This is a genomic window from Gammaproteobacteria bacterium, assembly GCA_024235095.1.
Classification (GTDB): Bacteria; Pseudomonadota; Gammaproteobacteria; order Competibacterales; family Competibacteraceae; genus UBA2383.
In genome coordinates this window covers 38703-63273 of sequence record JACKNC010000004.1, presented here as the reverse complement: position 1 = coordinate 63273, position 24571 = coordinate 38703, and the positions used below count along the sequence as shown (strand labels likewise).

At 57.4% G+C, this 24571-nt stretch carries 19 protein-coding genes; 5 read left to right on the top strand and 14 right to left on the bottom strand.

Translation table 11 applies throughout. The features are described 5' to 3' along the window. The first annotated feature begins 13 nt into the window (after nucleotides 1-13). A complete protein-coding gene (locus tag H6973_20300) occupies nucleotides 14-2848 on the top strand; it encodes an Rne/Rng family ribonuclease (GenBank protein ID MCP5127861.1) in 2835 nt (944 codons plus the stop codon). A gap of 40 nt (nucleotides 2849-2888) precedes the next feature. Here H6973_20300 and H6973_20295 read toward each other — a convergent pair whose 3' ends face one another. After that, a complete protein-coding gene (locus H6973_20295; GenBank protein ID MCP5127860.1) occupies nucleotides 2889-3413 on the bottom strand; it encodes a low molecular weight phosphotyrosine protein phosphatase in 525 nt (174 codons plus the stop codon). 53 nt (nucleotides 3414-3466) lie between these two features. On the opposite strand from H6973_20295, the gene H6973_20290 reads away from it, so the two are divergent. Then, nucleotides 3467-3736 carry a hypothetical protein gene (locus H6973_20290; GenBank protein MCP5127859.1) on the top strand — a complete coding sequence of 90 codons (270 nt, stop codon included), beginning with the start codon at nucleotides 3467-3469 and terminating at the stop codon, nucleotides 3734-3736. Here H6973_20290 and kdsB read toward each other — a convergent pair. The 7 genes from kdsB to H6973_20255 form a co-directional block, all read right to left on the bottom strand. Further along, nucleotides 3725-4531 carry a 3-deoxy-manno-octulosonate cytidylyltransferase gene (gene kdsB, locus H6973_20285; protein MCP5127858.1) on the bottom strand — a complete coding sequence of 269 codons (807 nt, stop codon included), beginning with the start codon at nucleotides 4529-4531 and terminating at the stop codon, nucleotides 3725-3727. The two genes, H6973_20290 and kdsB, sit on opposite strands and share 12 nt — an antisense overlap. Further along, nucleotides 4509-4697 (bottom strand): Trm112 family protein, encoded by a 189-nt coding sequence (locus H6973_20280; GenBank protein ID MCP5127857.1) that lies wholly within the window; start codon nucleotides 4695-4697, stop codon nucleotides 4509-4511. Before H6973_20280 ends, kdsB begins: the two co-directional genes overlap by 23 nt. Before the next feature lie 18 nt (nucleotides 4698-4715). Continuing rightward, nucleotides 4716-5765: a tetraacyldisaccharide 4'-kinase gene (locus H6973_20275; GenBank protein ID MCP5127856.1), complete on the bottom strand. Its 1050-nt coding sequence runs from the start codon at nucleotides 5763-5765 to the stop codon at nucleotides 4716-4718. Between the two features lie 2 nt (nucleotides 5766-5767). Then, nucleotides 5768-6247: a biopolymer transporter ExbD gene (locus H6973_20270; GenBank protein ID MCP5127855.1), complete on the bottom strand. Its 480-nt coding sequence runs from the start codon at nucleotides 6245-6247 to the stop codon at nucleotides 5768-5770. Next, nucleotides 6222-6902: a MotA/TolQ/ExbB proton channel family protein gene (locus H6973_20265; protein MCP5127854.1), complete on the bottom strand. Its 681-nt coding sequence runs from the start codon at nucleotides 6900-6902 to the stop codon at nucleotides 6222-6224. The genes H6973_20270 and H6973_20265 overlap by 26 nt, the downstream gene beginning before the upstream one ends. A 74-nt stretch (nucleotides 6903-6976) precedes the next feature. After that, nucleotides 6977-7555 carry a Uma2 family endonuclease gene (locus H6973_20260; protein MCP5127853.1) on the bottom strand — a complete coding sequence of 193 codons (579 nt, stop codon included), beginning with the start codon at nucleotides 7553-7555 and terminating at the stop codon, nucleotides 6977-6979. Between the two features lie 18 nt (nucleotides 7556-7573). Beyond that, nucleotides 7574-9853, bottom strand: a complete 2280-nt coding sequence (locus tag H6973_20255; GenBank protein ID MCP5127852.1) for a DUF4214 domain-containing protein — start codon at nucleotides 9851-9853, stop codon at nucleotides 7574-7576. Between the two features lie 67 nt (nucleotides 9854-9920). On the opposite strand from H6973_20255, the gene recJ reads away from it, so the two are divergent. After that, nucleotides 9921-11636, top strand: coding sequence for a single-stranded-DNA-specific exonuclease RecJ (gene recJ, locus H6973_20250; GenBank protein ID MCP5127851.1), 1716 nt, complete (start codon nucleotides 9921-9923; stop codon nucleotides 11634-11636). A gap of 17 nt (nucleotides 11637-11653) precedes the next feature. Here recJ and H6973_20245 read toward each other — a convergent pair whose 3' ends face one another. Together H6973_20245 and H6973_20240 are read right to left on the bottom strand one after the other, a co-directional pair. Next, nucleotides 11654-13225, bottom strand: a complete 1572-nt coding sequence (locus H6973_20245) for a 4Fe-4S binding protein (protein ID MCP5127850.1) — start codon at nucleotides 13223-13225, stop codon at nucleotides 11654-11656. Between the two features lie 58 nt (nucleotides 13226-13283). Next, a complete protein-coding gene (locus H6973_20240) occupies nucleotides 13284-14339 on the bottom strand; it encodes an AI-2E family transporter (GenBank protein ID MCP5127849.1) in 1056 nt (351 codons plus the stop codon). Nucleotides 14340-14491: 152 nt separating this feature from the next. Between H6973_20240 and H6973_20235 the strand changes: the two genes are divergently transcribed. Next, nucleotides 14492-15709 (top strand): HDOD domain-containing protein, encoded by a 1218-nt coding sequence (locus H6973_20235; GenBank protein MCP5127848.1) that lies wholly within the window; start codon nucleotides 14492-14494, stop codon nucleotides 15707-15709. 28 nt (nucleotides 15710-15737) lie between these two features. On the opposite strand, the gene H6973_20230 is transcribed toward H6973_20235, so the two are convergent. Next, the gene (locus H6973_20230) at nucleotides 15738-16292 is read right to left on the bottom strand and encodes a CDP-alcohol phosphatidyltransferase family protein (GenBank protein MCP5127847.1); all 555 of its coding nucleotides are present in this window, start codon (nucleotides 16290-16292) and stop codon (nucleotides 15738-15740) included. Nucleotides 16293-16415: 123 nt separating this feature from the next. On the opposite strand from H6973_20230, the gene H6973_20225 reads away from it, so the two are divergent. After that, nucleotides 16416-16949, top strand: coding sequence for a zinc ribbon-containing protein (locus tag H6973_20225; protein ID MCP5127846.1), 534 nt, complete (start codon nucleotides 16416-16418; stop codon nucleotides 16947-16949). A 250-nt stretch (nucleotides 16950-17199) separates the two neighbouring features. On the opposite strand, the gene H6973_20220 is transcribed toward H6973_20225, so the two are convergent. Genes H6973_20220 through H6973_20210 form a run of 3 tightly spaced genes read right to left on the bottom strand, consistent with a single transcriptional unit; the run spans nucleotide 17200 to nucleotide 24440 of the window. Then, the gene (locus H6973_20220; GenBank protein MCP5127845.1) at nucleotides 17200-17922 is read right to left on the bottom strand and encodes a transglycosylase SLT domain-containing protein; all 723 of its coding nucleotides are present in this window, start codon (nucleotides 17920-17922) and stop codon (nucleotides 17200-17202) included. After that, nucleotides 17919-19469 carry an apolipoprotein N-acyltransferase gene (lnt, locus tag H6973_20215; protein ID MCP5127844.1) on the bottom strand — a complete coding sequence of 517 codons (1551 nt, stop codon included), beginning with the start codon at nucleotides 19467-19469 and terminating at the stop codon, nucleotides 17919-17921. The genes H6973_20220 and lnt overlap by 4 nt, the downstream gene beginning before the upstream one ends. A 30-nt stretch (nucleotides 19470-19499) precedes the next feature. Further along, nucleotides 19500-24440, bottom strand: coding sequence for a tetratricopeptide repeat protein (locus H6973_20210; GenBank protein MCP5127843.1), 4941 nt, complete (start codon nucleotides 24438-24440; stop codon nucleotides 19500-19502). Nucleotides 24441-24571: the final 131 nt, after the last annotated feature.

Here is a 24571-nt window from a genome sequence, read left to right as displayed (position 1 = left end):
CTTTATGAAACGTATGCTGATTAACGCGACTCAGCAGGAAGAGTTGCGGGTAGCGCTCGTTGATGGTCAGAAATTATTCGACCTCGACATCGAAACGCCCTCGCGGGAACAGAAAAAATCCAACATCTATAAAGGACGCATCACCCGCGTCGAACCCGGACTGGAAGCGGCATTCGTCGATTATGGTGCCGAGCGGCATGGTTTTCTGCCCTTCAAGGAAATCAATCGCAGCAATTTCGACCCCCACGCTGACAGCAATCGCCCCAGCATCCGCGAAGCGATCCGCGAAGGCCAGGAAGTCGTGATTCAGGTGGAAAAAGAAGAGCGCGGCAACAAAGGCGCGGCGCTGACCACCTTCATCAGTCTGGCGGGCCGCTATCTGGTGTTGATGCCCAATAACCCACGGGCGGGTGGAGTGTCGCGGCGCATCGAAGGCGAGGATCGCCAGGAAATCCGCGAGATCATGAGCAGCCTCGACATTCCTGAAGGCATGGGCCTGATCGTGCGCACCGCCGGCGTGGGCCGCTCTCAGGAAGAATTGCAGTGGGACCTGGATTACTTGCTGAATTTATGGCGGGCTATTGAAACCGCCTCCTCGCAAAAAAAGGCGCCCTTCCTGATCTATCAGGAAAGCAACATTATCATCCGTGCGCTCCGCGATTACCTGCGCGCCGACATTGGGGAAATCCTGATGGACAGTCCGGCGGTCTATCGTCAGGCGCAGGAATTCATGCAACAGGTGATGCCGCATAACCTGAGCAAGCTCAAGCTGTATCAGGATAATGTGCCCCTGTTTTCCCGCTTTCAAATCGAATCGCAGATCGAAACCGCCTATCAACGCGAGGTCACTCTACCTTCTGGCGGCAGCGTGGTTATCGATTACACGGAAGCGCTGGTATCCATCGACATCAACTCGGCGCGTGCCACCAAGGGCAGCGACATTGAAGAAACCGCGCTGACCACCAATGTGGAAGCCGCCGATGAAATCGCGCGTCAAATGCGCTTGCGAGATTTGGGCGGATTGATCGTCATCGACTTCATCGACATGAACGCTGCTCGCAACCAGCGGGAAGTCGAGAATCGGTTGCGCGATGCGTTGAAAGTGGATCGCGCCCGGGTGCAGGTGGGTCGTATCTCCCGGTTCGGTCTGCTGGAAATGTCGCGGCAGCGCTTGCGGCCCTCGCTGGATGAGGCCAGTCACGTCATCTGCCCGCGTTGCGAAGGCCGGGGGACGATCCGCAATATCGAATCGCTGGCGCTGAGCGTATTGCGACTGATTCAGGAAGAAGCCATGAAGGACAAGACCGGCCGGGTCGTTGCACAGCTGCCGGTCAAGGTCGCCACCTTCCTGCTCAATGAAAAACGTGAAGCGATCCGCGCTTTTGAGCAGCGCCATCGAGTCGGCATTTTGCTGATCCCCAATGAGTCGCTGGAGACGCCGCATTTCAAATTAAGTCGGTTGCGCATTGAAGAACTGTCGGAAGCGCAACGGTTATCGTACACCCTGGCCGAAGATTACGAGGAACAGTACGAGGCGCAGGTCAACGCAGCCTTGCGAGAGACGATTGAGGAACCGGCAGTCAAGGGTGTTGCGCCAGCCAGCCCGGCGCCGTTGCCGCCATCGCCAGGACCCAAGCCGGAAGTTAACGCCAGTTTTTTCCGTTGGCTATGGGGTAATCTCTTTGGACAACCGCAGCCAGCGTCTTCCAGGGACGAGCGGTCTGGACGGTCCGGCGTCAAGCCGGCTACAGCCAAACCCGAGCGGCCGCGCCGGGAACGCCCTGGACGGCGCGGCGAGGCAGAACCAGGCGCTGAGGCGCTACAGGCCAGGACAACCTTTGCGTCGGTCACAGCTACTGATGAAGCGACGCCTATCCTGATGTCGCCACCGAGCGGCGAAGCGCCGTTGGAACCCAACGAGCTGGGTGAATCAGTGGTAACGCCCATCCCGGAACTCGAAGAATCGGTGGTCATCGCCGAAGGTGAAGAGGAAACCTCCGGGCGGAACCGTCGAGGGCGGCGGGGTGGGCGGCGGCGGAAGCGCAGCGAAGCGCCTGCCGATGCGCCGCCCGCCAACGCCGAGATCACCCTGGAATCGGGCGCCGGGGTTGAATCAGAGAGTGACTCGACCGCAGTCAGTGAGGCAGTTACGCCGACTATGACCGGGAAATCCGCCGGGCCACAGCGACGTATCCGCAGCGGACGTCCGCGCCTGCCTCGGGAGGTGCTTGCCGCACAGGCGGCTACCAAAGCGGCGGATGCATCGGCTGCGCTTAATGACGAGTTGCCGATGCCGCCTCTTACCCGTCTGGAATATCCAACAGCTGAGGAAGAGGTGAAAGAAAAGTCGCAAGAAGCGTCGAAAGCAGTGAATGATTCTGCGCGGGAAGCGCCAGCTCAACCGGTAGGTCAGGCTGAAGCGCCCTACATGGAATCAACTAGTTCGGTCAGCGATTCGGTCAGCGGTCCTCCGGTGCCGGTCGAACCGGCTTTTGCCAAAGCAGAAACGGCGATTGCCGTGGATATGGAAGCGGTCCAGGCTCCGCTTGTACTGGAAGAGATAATCCCTGAAACGGATAATGCAGCGCCAACGTCGGCGGCATTTGGGTCAGAGGTTGGGGAGACCGTGGTTTTGGCGGCAGAGGTAGAGGCGGAAACCGTTGTATCGGAAGAAGCTCCGGTCAACGAGTCGTCCGCTGCGTCGGAAGCAGCCGCCGACGAAGAGGTAGAAAAAAGGATTCCGGCAACTGAACCCGCTCTTCTCAGCGAATCCATGATTGAATCGGTGGAGCCTTCCCCGTCGATTGAATCGCCCCCAGTATCTCCAGGAAACGATGCTAAGCCCTGATGTATCCATTCCAGTCCCCCTTAACAAAGGGGGGCCAGACTCAAAGCCGATGGCGTTCACGGATGTGGATCAACAAGCCCTGAGCCGCCTCTTCGACCAAATCCATGACGCGCTCAAAACCGGTTGGACCGCCATAATAAGGATCGGGGACTTCCCGCTCGGGCAGGTCTGGGGCAAAATCCAGAAATAACTGAATGCGCTGTTGCAATTCCGCATTTTGGCACAACTCCACCAGATTTTCGTAATTATCCCGATCCATGGCCAGCACGTAATCAAATTCGGCAAAATCAGCAGGGGTCACTCGGCGGGCGCGTAAACTCCGCAAATCGACCCCACGACGCTGAGCTGTCGCCTGGCTACGGGGGTCGGGCGGCCCACCGATATGGTAGGAATGGGTGCCGGCTGAATCGACATAGACTTTTTCATGGAGACCGACGCCTTCCAACATACGCCGAAACACGCCTTCGGCCATTGGGGAGCGGCAAATATTGCCCATGCACACAAACAACACCTTAACCATTGCTTTCGCCTTCGTCTCATCCGACCGTTGTGAGGAAACAAACATCGCCCGGATCGCTTGTACGATTGTGGAACCCATCGCGCTGATTGCTACCTGTTATGCCGCCGATTAATCCTGATAAACTGAAAACCCTGCTTGGCCAAACTCTGACCTATCAAGGCATTTCCTGCCAGGTTATTGAAATCCTGGTCGATGAGCCAGCCTTGGTGCTGCGTGACCAGGACCACCGAAAGGTCATTCACGCCAACCAGTATGGCGACGCAGGCGATCATCTGCCCAAAACCCATACTGTTCCCCTGCTCAACTTGCGTCGCGAACGGCTCAATCCCGACTTGCCGGAACTGACTTCGTTTGACTTATTCGCTTGAGGATGCCCATTGCGCCGCTACGCGCGCCAGATCGATTTCAGTATCCACGCCGGGTGGGGGAATCTCCACCGCTTCGGCTACATGGATACGAATGCCATGCCACAGCGCGCGCAACTGCTCCAGCGATTCCGCCTGTTCGGCCATCGCGGGCGACAGGCGCGGATAGCGGGTTAGCACCGCCACCCGATAGGCGTACAGGCCGATGTGCCGAAACCAGGCGCCGTTCTCCGGTAACCGGTTTAAGGGTTCCTGGTTGACGCCGAATCCTTCGCGATGCCAGGGAATCGGCGCCCGGCTGAAATAGAGGGCGTAATCCTGTGAGTCCCGAACCACTTTGACCACATTGGGATCGAACAACTCCGCTGGATCATCAATGCGCGCACACACCGTCGCGATGCCAGCATCGGGATGCGATTCAAGTCCCGCCGCGACTTGTTGAATCAGCGCCGACGGTATTTGCGGCTCGTCGCCCTGGACGTTGACAATGATCGCGTCATCCGGCCAGTTCAACCGCGCGGCGACTTCCGCCAACCGGTCGGTGCCGGAGGGATGGTTGGGTGAGGTCATGCACACCGTCGCGCCAAAGCCTTCGGCGGTCTGCTGAATGTGCACGTCGTCCGTAGCCACCACGACCTCCAAAGCCCCGCTGGCCAGCGCCCGACGGTAAACATGCTCGATCAGCGTCCGCCTGGCGATCAAGCGCAGCGGTTTGCCCGGCAGCCGGGTTGAAGCATAGCGAGCCGGAATCGCCACCCGGAATCTGGGGATGTTCTCACTCACCGGGAATCGCTTCATCATCAGCCAAACGCCGCGCCTCGGCTTCCAGCATCACCGGAATGCCATCGCGCACCGGATAGGCCAGTCGGCTTTCCGCGCAAACCAGTTCTTGCCGGTTCCGGTCGTAGGTCAGCGGCGCTTTGCTGACCGGACACACCAGAATATCTAACAGTTTTTTATCCATTTTGTGACCTCGTTATGATTAGGAAACGCCAGATTTGGCAGGGACTGCTTTGCGGTTGCGCTCCATTTTTTCACGGTGTATCCCCTTAGCCATGGCAATCATTGCCAGCCGTCTAAGCAACTGTTCCTCGAATTCCGGGTCCAGTCGCGCGCTGACCGGCACATACCACCAATCGTCGTTGGCGAACGACCGACATTTTATCGCATCCTTTTCAGTCATTAGCACAGGGAAATCCTGTGGAAATCGCAGATCTTCTGGCCGAAACAGGTGGTGATCGGGGAAGGGATGCTCGATCAATCGCAAGCGGGCATGACGCAAGTAATTGAAAAAGCGCTTGGGGTTGCCAATGCCCGCGATTCCATGCACCACGCTTCCGCGAAAACCGGGCAACGCAATCGTGATATAGGGGTCCAGCAGATTTAACGCCGTGTCGCCGCGCAGGCTCATCAAATATTCGCCATCGCGCGCCGCGCCGTTGCCGATGATGAAATCCACAGTGCGTAATCGGGAGGGCGGTTCGCGCAATGGACCGGCGGGCAAACAGGCGCCATTGCCCAACCGGCGTGATCCGTCAATGACCGCAATCTCGATGTCGCGCTGCAACCGGTAATGTTGCAAGCCGTCATCGCTGATGACCACATTACAGTGGTAAGCCGAGGTCAAGGTCTGCGCTGCAGCGACTCGATCCGGCCCGACGACCACGGGGCAGTCGCAGCGTTGCGCCAGCAGGATCGGTTCATCGCCGACTTCGCGCGGATTGCTGTCGGCGGTAACATGGCGTGGCCATTGTTTGGATTGGCCGCCATAACCCCGGCTGACGACGCCGGGTTTATAGCCAGCATCCCGCAACACCTCCACTAGCCGCGCGGTCAGTGGCGTCTTGCCCGTGCCACCGACGCTGATATTGCCCACAATGATGACCGGCGCTGCAATCGCTTCGCTTTGCAATAGACCCCATTGATAAAACTTGCGGCGCACCCGAACCACGGCGCTGAACAATAGACTGAGCGGCCAGAGCAGGACCGCGACCAGATTGAGGGAATAGCCGTAACGATCCAGCCAGCTCATGTTCAACGATCCGGGGACGAGGATAAAGGCGCTGACGCCGGAGGAGGCAGAGGAGCCTGTTCCGGCGCATTCGTTGTAGCGATAGCCACCCGTCTTAGCCCCAGTTGCCCGGCGATATCCAGCACCGTCACGACCGCTTGATGCGGCGTCCGGCCATCGGCGCTGATGATCAACGGCAAAGGCTGTCCCTTGGCGGCTTGTCGGAGGGCTTCCCTTAATGCTTCGTGGGCGGTCGTCGAGTCCAGCAATTGTCCCTGAACGCCATGAATGGAGTAACGGCCTTCAGCGTCGATGCTGACTTCCAATGGCGCGATATCTCCCGGCATCGGTTGCCCCGAAGCCTCGGGCAGGCGAATTTCCAGTTCCGATTCATGCCGCAGGCTGGTGGCGATCATGAAAAAGATCAGCAACACAAGTACTACGTCAATCATTGGCACCAGATTGAGTTCTGGATCCTCACGGCGACGGGGGCGCAGATTCATCCATGTTCTCGGGAGAGAGGGGAGTAAAAGATTCGATCATTGGCTCACTGGGCGATGGATGGTCAAGCAGGTCAATCAATTCCAGGGTTTCCTGCTCCATCTGCACCACTAGCTCATCGACCCGGCCTTGAAAGTAACGATAAAACAGCAAACTGGGAATCGCCACGGTAAGCCCCGCAGCGGTAGTCACCAATGCTTCGGCAATGCCGATCGACAGCAGGCTGAAATTGCTGTTGCCCTGGGTCGAAACGATCTGAAAAATCTTGATCATGCCCACGACCGTCCCAAGCAGACCCAGCAAAGGGCTGATCGCGGCGATAGTGCCCAAGGTGTTGAGGAAGCGCTCCAGTTCATGCACAACATGGCGACCGACATCTTCGATTCGCTCGCGAAGCGCCTCGCGTCCACGGTGACGATTTGCTAACCCAGTCGCTACGATCCGGCCCAGGGGGGAATTGAGCGGCAGCATCTTGAGGTCCAGTGGGCTAACTGCGCCGGGTTCGGCCCAGCGGTGCAGCATGACCAGTAGCCGTTCCGGTAACACCCGCGCCCGACGCAACGCCAGCAGGCGTTCGAAAATAATGAGGGTCGCTGCGAATGAGCAAGCCAGAATCGGCGCCATCAGCCAACCGCCAGCCTTGATCAGATCGAGCACGCCGTCTCCTTTTGGTACTGTGCAAGTCAGCGGATGATACTGGATTTAACGGGAGTTTGTCGCAGACTCGACCGCTATGAATCCGAAAATTCTACGCGCTCATAGATTTCGGCGAATGGCAATGCGCAGCCAATTGTGGCGATCTCAATATGCGCTTCCAAGCCTTCACTAGCGGAATACAACCATTGTCCATTCGCTTGTCGGCAATAGTGTTCGATACGCGGTTTGTCCTGGGCGACCAGCAGATAATCTGTCAGCGATCCCAGCGCGCGGTAATGCGCAAATTTTTCGCCTCGGTCATAGGCTTCGGTGCTCGCCGACAAAACTTCAATAATCACTGCAGGATTCAGCAGCGTGTCGAAATGCTGATCCTCTAGCTGCGGCTCGCCGCAGACCACCACGACATCGGGATAGGTATACAGGCCCGTGGGATTGATCTTGACCCGCATATCGCCAAAAAACGGCTCACAAGGCTTGCGTCTGAGTTGAACACCCAGGGCAACGGCCAGACCGGCTACGATCCGGTTGTGCCTGAGGCTGGCGCCGCTCATTGCGTAGATGCGGCCATTGAGATATTCGCTGCGGCTATCAGCCTCGCGTTCCCGTTCCAGGTATTCAGCCGGAGTAATGAACTGTTCAGCAGGTCGAGACATGATGCATTCTCCTACTCGTCAGAAACCCAACCCTTCCATGAAATGGGTGAATTCCGGCGAATAGAGAAAATCAGCCATTACACTGTTCCGCGAGACGCCCATGGCCAACTGGTTCAACCAGAAGCTCATCCCGCCGTCATCCGGTTCGCGCTGGAAAAAGGTGAGGTACAGATTGGTGATGAACTCTTCATCCGGGGTGTTTCGGTCAAGATATTCGGGGCTGAAGAAGAAAAAAGCCGCCATGTCCCGAAACACTGGCTTGACATCCAATCCCTGCGCCTGCTTGTCAGCGATCTCCTGTTGCCAATAAGCCAATCCGCCCGCGTCGGGTTCCCGGCGCAGAATGGAGACGTAATAATGGGTGATCAGTGTGGTAGCGGGATCGTCGCCGCCACTGCAATCGCTATGCAGAATGATGCTGCCGACCGCTACCCGTTGATTGTCGCTTGCGGCAACCTCGTTTAGAAAAGCATTCACCGTGTCCTGACGGGTCCAGGCGATGCCATCGGGACTCGTAAGCACAGCGCCATAGCCTACCGCTACGAATTGGCTGCCGTCCCAAGTGATTCCGTTAACGGAACCCCCGGATTGACGGGGCGTCCAGGTTACGCCATCAGCGCTGGTCAGGATTGAAAAGTCGGAGTTTGAACGGTTGGAGCCGACGGCGACAAACAGATGATTGCCCCAGACAATATCATACAGTTCGGAGAAGTCCGTCGTGGAGGAAAAGCTCCAGGTCACGCCGTCAGCGCTGGTCAGTAATAACGGCGTTGGCGGTTGATCTTCATTATGGCCCACCGCGATGAATCGGTTGCCGCTCCAGGCAACGCTTTCAAGCAGACCAGCGGCATTCACATTACGGCGGGTCCAGGCGACGCCATCGGGGCTGGTGAAAACCACACCCTTGGCGTTGCCGCCATTGACATATTCATACCCGATTGCCGCAAACTGACTGCCGCTCCAGACGATCCCTTTAAGATAATAAGAGGATCCGTCAAGTGTGTGGGGGGTCCAGGTCACGCCATTGGGACTGGTCAACACATTCTGACCGTAGCCCACCGCTACAAACTGGTTGTTGCCCCAGGCGACGTCAAACAACCCATTCAAACCGCCGGCATCACGTGGCGTCCAGTTTAAACCCGTCGAACTGGTGATCAGCGTTCCATTGAAGCCAACGGCGACGAATTGCTGACCGTTTGACGTAATCCCCTCCAAACCGCCCTTGACAATTGCGGAATCGCGGCGCGTCCAATCCCTCGCATTAGCGCTGGTCAGGATGGTTCCACCGACGCCGACGCTCACCCACTGCTGACCTGTCCAGGCTACGCTAGACAAGGTATTGTAAACATTCACATTGGAGCTAGTCCAAACCACGCCATCGACGCTGGTCAGCATACGGTTATAAGCCGTCGCGACAAACCGGTTATTGTCCCAGGTTACGCCGTATGCAGGGCCATCCGACCGGCGGGGCATCCAGGTTGCGCCATCGACGCTGGTCAGGATCGAATACTGGTTATCCTCGTAATTGGTTCCAACCGCGACGAACTGATCATTGCCCCAAACAAGGTTTTCGATCACCATGAGGGTGTTCAGGGAACGATGATTCCACGTCACGCCATCGGTGCTGGTAAGGATCACCGTGCTGGTCTGATAGTCATTCCCGGTGACGACCAACCGGTCGCCGCTCCAGGCGATTCTCTCGACGAAATAGTCAACCGCGCCGATATCGCTGCGTTGCCAGGTCACGCCATCCGGACTGGTCAGCATCAGCGCTATATTGCCAGCGCTGTCATGCGTGTTGCCTACAGCCACGAATTGCGTTCCTGTCCAGAGAATATCGCGAAGCAGTGGATAACCGGCGTCAGCGGTATCGCGGGAGGTCCAGGTTACGCCATCCGGGCTGGTCACAATGGTGTTGCCCACCGCGACGAACAGACTGCCGTTCCAGGCCACGCCTTCGAACCAGGCTCTGTTACTCACATCGTTATAGTGGCGTGTCCAGGTTGCGCCCTGGTCAAGGCTGGTTTGAATCGTCCCGGAAGCGCCGACTGCAACCAGGATTCCATGACCCGCGGTGACGTCATACAGATCATCGAAGCGCAGCGCGATGCTCCAATCGCCGCCGCAGGCTTGACCATTGGCGAATGGCGCAGAGAGGCTTGCGGCCAAGCGGGGATTGGCCACGGCCAAACAGCCCATCGTGATCAGGCCGCACAGGGTAAACCATCGAACGAGTTCACTCGATAACAGTCGCATCACCGGCGCTTTAGGAAAGTTTGAGCAGGAAAAAAATGACATTATCTTTCTCCAGGTTAAAATCATGCGGACTTAAACGCTTAAGAATTGAACGATCCGATCGGTCCCTATGCATAAATCCATTGTCCGTCGTATTTGTGAACCGTGCAACGATCTGCCGGTTCCTCCCTTGCTACAGCGCATTTACGCTGCCCGCGAGGTGCGTTTCCCCCACGAACTGCAACGGGAATTGCGATTGCTGACGCCGCCCGCCGGGCTGTTGAACATGACGCAGGCGGTCGACTTGCTGTACACGGCCTTGCGCGAGCGCTGGCGTATTCTGATTATTGCCGATTTCGACGCGGATGGCGCGACCAGTTGCGCTTTGGCAGTGCGCGCTTTGCGGGTGATGGGCGCTGCCTGGGTCGGTTATCGCGTTCCGAACCGCTTTGAACATGGCTATGGCCTGACGCCGGAGATTGTCGCAATCGCCGCCAAGGAACAGCCTGATTTGCTGGTCACGGTCGACAACGGAATTTCCAGCCACGAGGGCGTCAAGGCCGCGCACGCGCTCGGCATGAAGGTGCTGATTACTGATCATCACTCGCCGGGTCCAGAGTTGCCACTCGCCGAGGTGATTGTTAATCCGAATCAACCAGGCGATCAATTCCCCAGCAAAAATATCGCCGGCGTGGGCGTTATTTTCTATGTGATGATGGCGTTGCGGGCGCGATTGCGCGAGGCCGGCTGGTTCGCTGAACGCCATTTAGCCGAACCGAATCTCGCCCAGTTTCTCGATCTGGTCGCGTTTGGCACCGTGGCGGACGTGGTGCGGCTGGATCACCACAACCGGATTCTGGTGGAGCAGGGGCTGCGCCGCATTCGCCAAGGGTATTGCGTTCCCGGCATCACAGCCTTGTGTGAGGTCACGAATCGCCCAAGGCTCCGACTGAACGCGGGCGACATCGGTTTCTATCTCGGTCCCCGGTTGAATGCCGCCGGTCGCCTGGAGGACATGAGTCAGGGCATCGAATGCTTGTTGAGTGACGATCTGGATGCCGCCCGCGCTATTGCTTGCCGGTTGCACGAAATCAACCGGCAACGGGGTGTATTAACCGCTGAAATGGAAACCCAGGCGTTGGCGCGGATTGACCGGCTTGCGCCGCAAGCGGAGCAATTACCTTTCGGTTTGTGCTTGTTCGATCCCGAATGGCATCAAGGCGTGGTTGGGATCATCGCCGGTCGCCTGAAAGAACGGCTGAATCGTCCAGTCATCGTATTTGCGACGGATCGGGACGGTAAAATCAAAGGTTCGGGGCGTTCAGTGGCAGGCATGCATCTGCGCGATGCGCTGGCGGCAGTCGCGACGCGAAATCCGGGACTAATCAGTCATTTCGGCGGTCACGCCATGGCGGCGGGATTGACGCTGGCGCTGGAGCGCTTCGACGTGTTCAACCAGGCGTTTGACGCAGAGACCCGTCAGTGGCTCAGCGACGATGATCTGCATGGCCGGTTGCTCAGCGATGGCGAGTTAGCGCCAGACGAATTTAATCTGGAAATCGCTGAACTCTTGCGCGAGGGCGGTCCCTGGGGTCAGGGTTTTCCCGAACCTCTGTTCGACGGAGTGTTCGAGGTGCTGTCTCATCAGGTGATGAAGGAGAAACACTTAAAACTGTTTTTGCGCCTGCCAGGCGACAGCTTCAGACTGGAAGCTGTCGCCTTTAACCAGGTAGCCGCTTTTTCCCCCGGAACGGAGCGGGTGCGCGTCGCCTACCAACTGGATGTCAATGAGTGGCAAGGGCAACGCCGGTTACAGCTGCGGATTGCGCATCTGGAAGCCGCTTAACGGGGCTAACCACTGCGTTAAAACGGAAATCCGCTTTTTATCTGATGTTCCAGCGGCTTGGCTTGCAGCAGCTCCGCCTGCTGATGGACGGGATGCCCTTCCACGTAGATCGCCCGGTATGGACGCACCGGACAGGCGTTTTCACAGGCCCCGCAACCAATGCAAACGGATTCGCGCACCTCGGGAATGGTCAGGCCATTGCGGTAAGGAACCATCTCAATGGCGTTCGTGGGGCAATACTCATCGCAAGCGCCGCATGCAGTGTGGTCGGTGTAGACAATGCAGTTATCACGGATAAAGTGGGCAATGCCGAGTTGTACGGTTTTCTTGTTGGGTAGCGTTAACGGCTGGATGGCGCCGGTCGGACAGATGTCGCCACACCGGTTGCACTCATAGCTGCAATAACCGGTGGTGAAGTCCAAATGCGGTTGCAGTAAACCGGACAGGCCATAGTCCAGCAGGGCCGGTTGCAATACGCCGTAGGGACAGACGCTGACGCACAAATGGCAGGCGGTGCATAAATCGTTGAACCGGGCAATATCACCAGCGCCGGGCGGCGCTATCGGGCAGGTTCGCGCATTAACCACCGTGCTGGGAACCCGGTTATGCGGCTTGGCCTCCCCGTTGCTTGATCCTGACAGACCGGTTAGACCGGCTATCGTCACTGTGGCCCCGCGCAGCAACGCGCGTCGCGCCAGATTTGGCGTTTCTTCACGGGTTGTTCCCAGCGCTCGCGTCCGCGCATAGCCGATGCCATGCGCGTCACAAACCGGGATGCAGTTGAAGCAAGCCACGCAGCGACTGAAATCCACTTCCTGGGTCTTCAAATGGATGCAACCCGCCTTGCAGTGAATGGAACAGTGGGCGCAGAGGGTGCAGGCGGTTTTGGGTATCTGGATTTTGAAGACGGCGAACCGCGAGATCAGTCCCAACAGCGCGCCTACCGGACAGAGCGTATTACAAAATAGTCGACCCTTGAAAGCGCTCAGCCAGGCCAGTCCGATGAGAAACAGTATTGGAAAAATCAGCGTCGCCAGCGCGGGCGCTTTCCAATGCAGGGGAAAGGGTCCATAGACGCCGAAACTTTCCAGCAATTGCCCAAAACCATTGTGCGCGGCTACATAAAGCGGGCGCAGTAGATCACTGGCGATTCGCCCGAAATTGCTGAACGGGTCCAGCAAGCTCAAGGCCAGAACATTGCCGCTCAGGAACAGGGCAATAGTCAGCGCCAAAATACCGTAGTGCAGGGCAGGGCGGGGTTTCTGGTAACGGAATTTGACCCGGCGCGGCTTGCGCAGTTTGTCGGCGATGCGAATGAAAAGGTCTTGCAGCGCGCCGAGTGGACAGATCATTGAGCAATAAACCCGGCCAAAGAGCAGAGTGATCCCGAGCACCAGTAGAAACCCGGTCGCCGCCCAGCTGACAGTTTCTGTGAAGTTCAGAAGCGAGGGGACGAATTGCGGATAGATCGCTATCGTAGCGGCGGGTGTTTCGCCGAACCGATCAAAATCGATGAACAACAACGTGGTCAACGCCAGAAACGCTAGTGAAACCACAACCCGGATTGTCTTGAGCCATCTTTGATTCATGGATATTTTTTCAATAGCGTCATGTCAGTTATGCTTCGTCAACCCGTTCTGCCATCGCTCAATCGGTGTAAAACACACTCTTAAGATATTCATCGTGGGCATGGTGCAACAGCACTGCAATGACCGCCGCCACGGGAAGCGCCAGCAGAATACCGAAGAATCCGAACAAATGACCACCGGCCAGCACTGCGAACAATACTGCGACTGGATGGAGACCAATTCGGTCGCCCACCAGCTTCGGAGTCAGGAAGAAATCGCTAATCAATTGGCCAAGACCAAAAACGATCATCACAGGGATGAGACTAAGCACGCTGTGAAATTGCATGAGCGCCGCGATGCTGGCCACCACAATGCCAGTAATTAAGCCCAGATAGGGTACGAAGCTGACCAAGCCGGCCAGCATTCCGATCAGTAGCGAAAAATCCAGGCCAATCACCGCCAGCCCGACCGAGTAGATCACCCCCAAGGCTGCCATGACGATGACCTGACCGCGCAGAAACGCCCCGATCACCTCATCGGATTCCCTGGCCAGATGACTGACCACCGGCTCAATGCGCCGGGGAAGTAACTCACGGACTTTGGCAACCAGCAAATCCCAGTCGCGCAGCAAATAGAAGGTTACCACCGGCACCAGGATCAAATCGGCAAGCCAGGTAAAAAGCGCAGTAGACGAAGCTTGGAACGATTCCAACACGCTCCCAGCCACGTCGCCGATGTTTTGGGCGAGAGCAACCAGTTTGGTTTGCAGGCTACGCAAGCTGAGCGATTCCGGCTCCACGCCCAAATGGGTCTGCAACCAAGGCAAAACGTGCGTTTGAAACCAGTCGATATGACCAGGCAATCGTTGAATCAGTCCTTTGAATTGATGGGTCAACATGGGGATCAGAAACAATAACAATAACAACAAACCAAACAGGATCACACCAAAGACCAGCGCCACTGCCCAGGATCGGGGAATTTTGCGCGCTTCGAGTCGGTCAATCAGGGGATCGCCCAGATAGGCGAGCAGGGTGGCGAACAGAAACGGCGTCAACACCGGTGACAGCAGATACAGCAGGCCAATGGCGATGACGCCCATCATCAGCCAGAAGCGGGTTTGCGATTCTCGTTGCATATGTTGTCAGTCCTTTTAATGCATCATTCGGTTCCAGGATTTGAATTTTCGGAGCGTAGCCCGTTTCAACATCAAGCGCGGCTTCGAATGCTGCTAATATATCGTATCCGGTCCTTATCAGACCCCCGCGCTGTCCTGCCAGAGGTGCGTTCGTGAAGGAAATTTATTTTGCCCGTCAACCTATCTATAACCGCAACCTTGAAATCGAAGGTTACGAGTTGTTTTACCGAAACAGGGAGACGGATACCACTGCCCAGTTTCTTGATGCGGAAATCGCCACATCGCAAATCGTGCTGAACACGGTTACCGAAGTCGGTCTGGAGCGCATCGTGGGCAAGCACAAAGCATTTATCAATGTTGCCCGCGATTTCATCATGGATGGCCATTTGCAGGGTTTTGCAATGCCGCAATTGGTCTTCGAGATCGTCGCCGATATTGTGGTCGATGAGCCGTTGCTACAAATACTGCGTGAGTTGCGCGCGCAGGGGTGCTGCTTCGTTCTCGATGACTACATAGAGAATGAAGCTTATCAGGCGCTGCTGGAAATCGCCGATTACGTCAAGATCGACATGCTGACTACGCCCGAGAAGGAGGTGCGCCGCCTGGTTCCACGTTTGCGTCAGCACAAGAAAATCGCGCTGATGGCGGAGCGCATCGAAACGCAATCGATCCAGGAGCTTTGTCAGACTCTCAAGTTTGACTACCTGCAAGGTTATCACTTCTCCCAGCCCAAGTTGCTCAAGTTCCAGAGCGTTCCCACCAATCAATTAGCGGTGTTGCAACTGATCAGCAAGTTGCATGATCCCGACATTGAAATCAAAAAGGTCGAGGCGTTGATCAGCCAAGATGTTTCCCTGACCTACAAGTTGTTGCGCTACATCAATTCCGCCTACTTCAATCTGCCCAAACGCATCGACTCGATCCAGCGCGCAGTGGTGATGCTGGGGCTGAGAAATATTCGCTCCTGGGTTACGTTGATTTCACTCTCGAACATCGAAAATCATCGCAGCGATCTGATTACCGTTGCTCTGGAGCGGGCCAAGATGTGCGAATTGCTGGCGGATCTGTTGAAAATCAAGCAAAAGGATTCCGGGTTTACGGTCGGATTGCTGTCGGTGCTGGACGCCATGACTCAAATGCCGCTGGAGGCGATTCTGGCTGCGCTGCCATTGGATGATGAGATCAATAAGGCGCTGCTGTATCACGAAGGACCGCTAGGGCGCATTTTGGCCTGTACTCTGGCCTATGAACGCTGTGACTGGGATTCTCTCGATAACCTGGGTTTGGAGCCGAACCAGCTCAACGAAGCTTACATGACTGCAGTAGCGGATGCCTATCAGGCGACCTATGAATTACTCAAGGGTTCATAATTGCCGAGGTAGAGCCGTTATTGATGGGTTATTGCTCCCGGTTGCGGGCGCGTGCGCTCCATCGCCAGACATAAGCTGCCCCGCTCCAAATCGTGGTCAGCGCCGTCAGATAAATCAACGCGATCAGCAACCATGACGGTAAGAGGGCCATGCCATAATGAACAATCGCCGCGCAGACCAGGATTAATTGCAGCAAGGTATTAAACTTGCTGATCATCAAGGGAGTAGCCGTAAAGCGCTCGATCAGAAAATGGTAACTGATCGCGCCGCCGATGATGATGAGATCGCGCAAGATGACCAGCGCCACGAGCCAGTAGGGGAGTTCATTCAACCAACCCAGGGACAGGATCGCTCCCATCAACAAAAGCTTGTCGGCGATGGGATCAAGCAGGCCGCCCAACTCGCTGGTCCAGCCAAAATATTTGGCCAGAAAGCCATCCAGGGCATCGGAGACGCCGGCGATGATAAATAGCAACAAGGCCACACCATACTGTTCTTGCAGCAGCGACCACAGGAATGGGGCCACCAACAGGATGCGCAGACCGGTAATAAGATTGGGAATATGATGGGCTTTAAGAAGCAAGGGTATTACCTGAAGTCTCTATATTATCTTGTGTCTAGTGTATTTGAATGCGATGACAACTGCTATTCACGAAGCAACGCCGTTATCTAAGCGCCGCCCTGATCGTGGCAATGGAGATCACTCATGAACGATGTATCGAACAGTTCGCTGCTGGTGCGAGCCTACCGGCAAATGATGGAGCGGGTGAAAAATCGGCTGGAGGAACTGGAGCAAGCCGAGAAAGCAGCTTTGCCCCGGTTGAGCGCTAGTATCGAACATGCAGCGGAAAAAGCTGTGGAGGTCGGTGAACTGACTCGCGAGGAAGCACAGCTGATCGGTGGGTATCTGAAGCGGGATTTGGGGGATGCAGGTCACTATCTGACCACTACGGGACGCGATCTGCGCGCCTGGTTGCGTTTCGATCTGGAATTGTTGGAAGACCGGCTACTGGATTTTTTCCAGCGCGGCGTGGATCAGTCACGCCTGGATTTATTGGAGTTCGAAACGCCTTATGAACGGGTCGAGGAGGAGTATTACCATTCTGGTGAAATTACCGGGCCGGGCACTTTGCAGTGCGAACAGTGTGGCGAATGTGTGGCGTATCATGCGCCGGCTGCTATCGGTCCTTGTCTGGGGTGCGGGGGAATACGCTTTTTGCGGGTGACTGATGAACCATAAGATATTGTTCTTCCAGATGGAACCGGACAAATGCGGGAATAACTCCCTGTTTCCGTTCCTGATGCCTGGAACTGCTATAAGTATAAACCTTGATTGAGCGATCAATTTTCCTGATTTACCCAGGGCGTGAAAAATTGTTTACTTTGGGTGGCTTGAGCTAATTTTCCTAGTGAAGCGTATTTAAGCTCAATATTTTGTTTTTGACCGCCAGCCGGATTTGCTGGCGGTTTTTTTATGGGTTACGCGAAACTCAAAACAACCACCGACTCGATTGCTGGCCAGCTAACTGAGGTTCGCAACGAGCCAGTTGGGCGCGATAGCGATCCGCCAACTGGCGGGCTTCGTGCGCCCGTTTGATCAACCAGGGTTTTTTCCGATAGCTGCCCCTGGCAAAACCACCGTGGCCTTCATGATAGGCGAGATACTGGTGATAAGCATCATGTTTGGCAACGTGGTTGCGCTTAAAAGTTTGATGAATATACCAGCCCACGAAATCCACCGCATCGTCGAATTTGTCTCGGTCGGCGTTATGATTGCCGGTCGCTGCGATATAGTCGCCCCAGGTGCTATCCAGCGCTTGACTGTAACCGTAAGCGGTTGTAGGGCGTGGACCGGGAATGAAGCCGAAGTACCAGGTGCGTGGTGGTGGACGAGCGTCGGAGCGGAAAGTAGATTCCTGGTGGATAATCGCTAACAAAACCGGCAATGGCGCCCCCCAACGTCGGCTGGCGGCTTTGGCATCGGGGTACCAGTCGCCGTATTCAGTAAAAATGGCGCAGGCGTTGCTGACATTGCGCGGCTGCGGGACTGTAGTGCAAGCGCCCAGTAGCAGAAGAATGGTCAACAGGCTGCTGGAGCCGCTCCAGATCCAGCACCAGGATTGCCAGCCAACAAAAGACACTCCCCGGCTGGCCAGCAGACGTGGTGAATAAAAGCTGCTGCGAGACAGAAAGAGTGGGTAACGTTCAATCATGCCGTGGCGAGTTTACGTTGGGCAAGGAACAAGCTGATTAAAAGTAAGGCTATCACCAAAATCATGGTAGGTGAATCCCCCCAGCGCGCATAAGGCGTCAACCCGCTTAAGGGTTGTACCTCGCCACGAATGACTTCGGCCTGGAACGAGGCGCCTTTGACGACGATTTGCCCCTGCTCGTCGAGAATGGCGGAGATGCCGGTATTAGTGCTGCGCGCCATGTAGCGTCCAACTTCTAATGCGCGCATCCGGGCGATTTGCAGATGCTGGTGCGGGGCGGTGGAATCCTTGAACCAGGCATCGTTGCTGACATTAATTAACCAGGTCGCGCCAGGCAGCGACTTGCGGATTTCGCTGCCGAAAACCGCTTCAAAGCAGATAGAGACGCCCACAGGCTGGCCTGCGACTTGTAATAACGGCTGGTCGTGGTCGCCCGCGGTAAAATCCGCCATCGGGATATCTACCCAGTCGCGGAAGAACAGGAAAAAGCTGCGTAATGGCAAATATTCGCCGAATGGCAACAGGCGTCGCTTGTGATAAAAATCCACTGTTGAGCCGATATGGGCGACGCTGTTGCGAAAAATCCCGGTTTCCCAGGAACCGGTGGGAATGCCCGTCACATAATCAACCCGATCTTTTCTCGCCCGTGCAGCCAGGGCGTCTATGAAAGGGCGTACCTGTTCATAAAACGCCGGAATCGCTGTTTCCGGCCAGATAATGACCTGACTGCGCTCATGTTCAGGCAGACTGAGCTGAATATAATGGTACAGGGTTGTATCGAGAACGTCCGGTCGCCATTTCTGATCCTGAGCAATATTGCCCTGAATAATAGCGATCTGTAGTGGCGAGCCGGTGGGCGTGACCCAGTGAATGTGCCCCAGTCCCCAGGCGCTGAGCCATAAGACCGCCAGCAATCCCAGTCCGCTCAACTGCGCCCACCGCTGGCTCTGGCCATGCAGCAAGGTCCGCAACAGTCCGGCGCTCAGCAGCACCAACCAGCCGACGCCAAATACGCCGACGCAGGGCGCGAATTGACCCAGCGGCGCATCGATCTGACTGTAGCCCAACGCCAGCCAGGGAAAGCCGGTAAACAGCCAACTGCGCATCCAGTCCAGCAAAGTCCACAGCGCCGGGAACGCCAGCACCCAGCGCAATGGACCCGGCGGTGGTCCCCAGCGCGCCAGTAACCAACCAGTGAGTGCTGGATAGAGCGCCATTAGCAAAATGACCAGGAAGGTGGCCAGCACTGCGAATGGGGCGGGAGCATTGCCGTAATCATGCAGACTGATGTAGATCCAGTAGATGCCAAAGCCGAACAGTCCTAGTCCGAACAGCCCGCCGCGCAGCGCGGCCTGACGTGGCGTGGCGTGATCCCAGCTCCACAGCAGCACAACCGGCAGCAGAATAGCCAGCGGCCAGAAATCGAACGGCGCAAAAGCCAGCGCCAGCAACGCGCCAGCGACGAAAACCAGCAAGTCAACGATTAGCGGATAACGTTGCAGAAAGTCGGGCGTCAAAAGATCGCGCCAAGGTAATGCTCTGTTCATGATCGGATTGACGACCCACGTCGCTGCGTTTCAGGTTGCGGAGCGCATCCCATCAGGATCGAGCCTCCGAATATTCGGCGTTTTGAACCGGATACGATTTCTATTTCGACAAGAATGCTGCCCAATGGCAGCCGCCACTGCATCGGCGACCTGGCGCATGACCGGCGTCCAGTCATCCGACCAATGCCGCTTGTGGAACAGACGCGCGGTGGGATACCAGGGGCAATCCTCCCGGTCAATCAGCCGCCGCCAGTCGGCAAAGAACGGCAAAAGAATCCAGACTGGCCGCGCCAGCGCCCCCGCGACATGCGAAATCGCCGTGTCGCAGGTGATCACCAGATCCAGATTCATCATCACGGCGGCGGCGTCCAGAAAGGCGTTTGGGCCGGCGTCGAAGTCTTCGCCCAGCAATTCAATCGGCAACCCGGCGGGCCATGCCGTCAATTGTTCCAGTCCATGCTGTTTCTGCAAGGCAATCAAACGCACGCCCGGCATTTTGGCAAGGGGCGCAAACGCCGCTAAGGGAATCGAACGGTCCTGCCGATCAATCACCGTGTTGGGGTTGCCCTGCCAACAAATCCCGATCTTTAACCCTTCGGCCCCGATGCGGGCTTGCCAATAGCGAATACGCGCTTCTTCAGCGCGCAAATAGGGCACAGCGCACGGGATATCTTTCACATCATGGATCTTCAAAAAACGCGGTATGTCCATCAACGGCGCATGCCGATCGAAAGCCGGCGGAGATTCCTGGGCGCCGATCCAGACGATGGCGTGCTCCAGACATTCCTTCGCCGGTTCTGGGACGATCATCGAACTCAGCAAGCGTTTCAGCCGATCCGGAATCTGCACAATGACCTGCCGGCATTGCGCAGCTAGCCACGGGACAAACCGGGCGAATTGAATGGCGTCGCCCAAGCCCTGTTCGCTGTACAGCAACAGGGTTTGTCCAGCCAGCGACTCACCTCGCCAGAGCGGCTGCTGAAATTGCCGGATAAAAGCCGCGAGCCGTTGGGTGCGCCAGCGCCAGGCATATTCGGCCCAGCCTTCCTGGAAGCGCCCCGCTTGCAAGAGAAGAAGCGCCAAGTTCAAATGCGCGTCGGCGTCTTCCGGCTGGAGGGCCAGCGCCCGGCGAAAGGCGGCTTCCGCCTCAGCCCGGCGGCCTTGCATGAGCAGAGCGCTGCCGAGAGCGTTCAGCGTCCCCGGATGATCCGGTTGCAGGGCCAACGCCCGTTGGCAACACTGTTCGGCCTCTTCCAACTGCCCCAGCATACGCAGCACATTGCCCCGATTGCTCCAGGCGGCGAAGTGCTCGGGGTTAACCGCCACAGCCTGTTGCAACCACCGTTCGGCCTCTTCAAAGCGCAGCTGATCGCTCAGCAGACTGGCCAGATTGATCAACGCCTGCATGTTAGGATGCAGCGCCAGCGCCTGACGGTAAGCCCCTTCGGCCAGACGGCGCTGCCCTTGTTGAAGCAGCGCATTGCCCCGGATCGTATGCGCCTGGGCGTCGGTAAAGAGCGCAGCAATGCGCGCCATAACCGCCGTCCAGGGTTCATTCCAGGCGATTTTGCGAAACAACCGCATGGTGGGATACCAGGGACTGTCCTCCCGATCCAGCAAAAACCGCCAGTCTGGCGCGAATTTTAGCGCCACCCATACGGGCCGTCCCAAAGCGCCGGCCAGGTGGGCAATGGCGGTATCGGAGGTGATCACCAGGTCCAGACTGGCCATCACTGCGGCAGTGTCGAGAAAAGCGTCTTCGCCAGCGTCGAAGCCGTTACCCAGGGTTTCCACGGTCATGCCCGCTGGCAACCGTTCCAGTTGCTCAACGCCATGATGCTTTTGCAGGGAAATCAGCCGGACGCCCGGCAGACGCGCCAGCGGTTCAAACGCCGCCAGTGGGATGGAGCGCCCTCGATCCACGGAGCCGGCTGGGGAACCCTGCCAGCCGATGCCGATGCGATAACCGTGACTGCCGATGCACGTTCGCCAACGCGCCACCCGGTCGGGTTCCGCGTGCAGATAGGGAATCGTGACCGGAATAGTGGCTTCGGTGGTCTGAAAGATTGCTGGCAGGCTCATCAGCGGCGCTTGGGCGTCGAACGCCGGCAGCTCATCGCCTCGGGCTACCACAGTCACCGCAAAGGGCGAACTGCGCAACAGGCGCACCAGCGACCGGGGCGCTTCCACGATCACCTGGGCGCCCGTTTGCAAAACCAAAGACGCATAGCGGACAAACTGGATCGCATCGCCTAGGCCCTGCTCGGCGTACAGCAGGAGCGTTTGACCAGCGCGCGCTTCGCCGTTCCAACGGGGCTGGGAGAACGTGCGCACTTTGTCGGCAAAAAATGTTGTTTTCCAGCGCCATTCATACTGGGGCCAGCCTGGCGCCCAGCGTCCCTGAATCAAATGAAACAGGGCGTAATTATAATGCGCGTCCGCATGATCCGGCTGTAGCGCCAGCGCTTGATCCAGATGGCGGCGCGCTTCTTCCAGTCGCCGCCATTCCTGCAACAGCACGCCCAGATTGTTATGCGCGTCATGGCAAGCGGGATCGCGAGCCAGCGCCTCGCGGTAACAGCGTTCGGCTTCCTCCAGACGATCCAGATTGTGTAGAGTAATCCCCAAGTCGAGATGCGCTTGCGCCGAATTGGGGGTCAAGGCTGCCACCTGGCGGAAACACCCTTCCGATTCGGCGAAAAAGCGATGCTTGCGCAGGATAACGCCCAAATTACGCTGGGCAGGGAGGAAACCGGGATCGAGCGCAATCGCCTGCCGATAACAGGCTTCGGCTTCCACCCAGCGGGCCTGATCGCTCAGGAATACGCCCAAGTCATTGTGGACATTGGGATCGTCGGGACGCAGACAAAGCAACTGCCGATGGGCCGCCTCCACGTCCGCAGTGCGCTGCAAATGTTGCAGGACCGTGAGGCGATTGGCGAGCGCTGGCGTGAAATCCGGTTTCACGCGCAATGCCTGATCCAGCGTTGCCAGCGCTTCCTCGTGACGATTGAGGTGATGCAGCACGATACCCAGATTGCTCAGGCTCTCCACGGCGTCCGGCTGACGCGCCAGCGCTTGGCGAAAAACGCGCTCCGCCGCCGCCCACTGCCTGCTTGCGGCCAGCGCCGTCGCCCAGTCGCTGCGGGCATTCGGATCTTCCGGGCACAGCGCGACCAGCCGTTCAAACGCGCAACGCGCCTGATCCTGTTGACCGATCTGATAATAGCTGCTCGCCAACAGCCTCTGTGCTTCCGCATCCGCCGGGTTGTGGGCGATGATCGATTGCAATAAAGGGATAGCCTCCGTCAGCCGTCCCTGGGTCGTCAACCGGCGGCTGAACGACAGCAAAACGGTATCCTGGCTGCGGCGGGATGGAGCCGTTGGCGCGATCACTGGGGCCTGACCGGCCAGCGCCTGCGCCAGTTGCGCCGTGATCCGTTCAAGGACTGCTCGCCCTGCTTCGTTGTGATGCGCTGGACGGAACAGCCGCATGGTGGGATACCAGGGATTGTCCTCCCGCTCCAGCAACCAGCGCCAGTCTGGAACGACAAATTTCAACGCCACCCACACCGGATGGCCCAGCGCTCCGGCCAGATGGGCAATGGCGGTGTCGATGGTGATCACCAGGTCCAGGTTAGCCATGACGGCGGCGATTTCAATGAATGCATCATCGCCAGCGCCAAACTGCGTGCCCAGTGTTTCCACCGTCATATCGGGCGGTAGTTGTTGCAGTTGCTCAAGACCATAGTGGCTTTGCAACGAGATCAGCCGAACGCCCGGCAACCGGGCCAGTGGCGCAAAGTCGGCCAGCGGCAGGGAACTGCGCAGGGGGGCCGGACGAATGAGCGAACCCTGCCAGCAAATGCCGATCTTGAAGCCGTCCGCGCTGAGATGCTGCCGCCAGTATTCGACACGCTTCGCTTCGGGGGTCAGATAGGGAGCGGTTGCCGGGATCGTATCGAGCGTCGTCCCCAACACACCGGGTAGACTCATCAGAGGGATGTGAAAGTCAAACGCTGGCCAGGGTTCACCACTGGCGTAGAGCCTGTGCGGGCCGGCCAAGGTATTGAGCAATCGCTGCATTTCGGGCGGCGCTTCAAAAATCACGCGCGCGCCGAGCGCAGCGGCCAGTGGAACATAACGCGCAAACTGGATGATGTCGCCCCGTCCCTGCTCGCTGTAAATAAGCAGCGTTTTGTCTTGCAAGGGTTCACCCGTCCAGCGGGGTTGCGAGAAACTGCGTTTCCAGGGGGAAAGGAACGATGCCTGCCAGCGCCATTCATGCTCGCGCCAACCTTCCTCCAAACGGCCCTGAAGCAACAGAAACAGCGCCAGGCTGTTGTGCGCCTCGGCATAGCCGGGATCCAGGGCGATGGCCTGGCGCAGCGCGGCTTCCGCTTCGGCGAACCGTGCGCTTTGAATCAGCGTAATGCCCAGATTGTTGTAGGCGGGCGCAAAATCCGGTTTGAGGGCAATCGCCCGCCGATGGCAGGCTTCGGCCTCGGCGCCCTGTTCCGGCCCCCATAAGGTAATGCCGAGATTGTTGTGGGCCTGATAGTCGTTGGGATCGAGGGCCAACGCCTGCCGAAAACAGGCAGCGGCTTCTGTCGTGCGTCCCAGGCTTTGCAGACAATGGCCCAGGTTATTATGGGCCGGGGCAAAGCGCGGCTGAAGCTTCAGCGCCGTGCGAAAACTGGCAATGGCTTCTTCCGGGCGCTGGAGATTCAGCAGAATCAGGCCCAAATTGTTATGAGCTTCCACCAGGTGAGGGTCACCGCGCAAGGCGGATCGACAGACCTGTTCGGCCTCCGGGTAGCGCTCCAGTGCGGTGAGCGCCGTGGCCAGGTTGTTGGCGATATCCGGGCGCTCCGGCGCGGCATCCAAAGCGCGCTGAAAATGCGCGGCAGCGGCGGCATAGCGCCCAGCCTGGTAATGGTTGACGCCAGCGGCAAGTTCAAGTGAATTCATTGAAGACATTAAGGCTTATGATCATTAAAGGATTGATTTTCAAATAATTGAAATTTAATTTTAATTTTATTAAAAATTGTTCTGCATCAGAAATGTGGAATTCGATGGCTCCTTTGTACCGCTGAACAACT

Bases quoted from the DNA above. Each gene is read 5' to 3' on its own strand.
- H6973_20300 (MCP5127861.1), top strand. From the start codon at position 14: ATGCTGATTAACGCGACTCAGCAGGAAGAGTTGCGGGTAGCGCTCGTT.
- H6973_20295 (MCP5127860.1), bottom strand. From the start codon at position 3,413: ATGTTTGTTTCCTCACAACGGTCGGATGAGACGAAGGCGAAAGCAATG.
- H6973_20290 (MCP5127859.1), top strand. From the start codon at position 3,467: ATGCCGCCGATTAATCCTGATAAACTGAAAACCCTGCTTGGCCAAACT.
- kdsB (MCP5127858.1), bottom strand. From the start codon at position 4,531: ATGAAGCGATTCCCGGTGAGTGAGAACATCCCCAGATTCCGGGTGGCG.
- H6973_20280 (MCP5127857.1), bottom strand. From the start codon at position 4,697: ATGGATAAAAAACTGTTAGATATTCTGGTGTGTCCGGTCAGCAAAGCG.
- H6973_20275 (MCP5127856.1), bottom strand. From the start codon at position 5,765: ATGAGCTGGCTGGATCGTTACGGCTATTCCCTCAATCTGGTCGCGGTC.
- H6973_20270 (MCP5127855.1), bottom strand. From the start codon at position 6,247: ATGAATCTGCGCCCCCGTCGCCGTGAGGATCCAGAACTCAATCTGGTG.
- H6973_20260 (MCP5127853.1), bottom strand. From the start codon at position 7,555: ATGTCTCGACCTGCTGAACAGTTCATTACTCCGGCTGAATACCTGGAA.
- H6973_20255 (MCP5127852.1), bottom strand. From the start codon at position 9,853: ATGTCATTTTTTTCCTGCTCAAACTTTCCTAAAGCGCCGGTGATGCGA.
- recJ (MCP5127851.1), top strand. From the start codon at position 9,921: ATGCATAAATCCATTGTCCGTCGTATTTGTGAACCGTGCAACGATCTG.
- H6973_20245 (MCP5127850.1), bottom strand. From the start codon at position 13,225: ATGAATCAAAGATGGCTCAAGACAATCCGGGTTGTGGTTTCACTAGCG.
- H6973_20240 (MCP5127849.1), bottom strand. From the start codon at position 14,339: ATGCAACGAGAATCGCAAACCCGCTTCTGGCTGATGATGGGCGTCATC.
- H6973_20225 (MCP5127846.1), top strand. From the start codon at position 16,416: ATGAACGATGTATCGAACAGTTCGCTGCTGGTGCGAGCCTACCGGCAA.
- H6973_20220 (MCP5127845.1), bottom strand. From the start codon at position 17,922: ATGATTGAACGTTACCCACTCTTTCTGTCTCGCAGCAGCTTTTATTCA.
- lnt (MCP5127844.1), bottom strand. From the start codon at position 19,469: ATGAACAGAGCATTACCTTGGCGCGATCTTTTGACGCCCGACTTTCTG.
- H6973_20210 (MCP5127843.1), bottom strand. From the start codon at position 24,440: ATGAATTCACTTGAACTTGCCGCTGGCGTCAACCATTACCAGGCTGGG.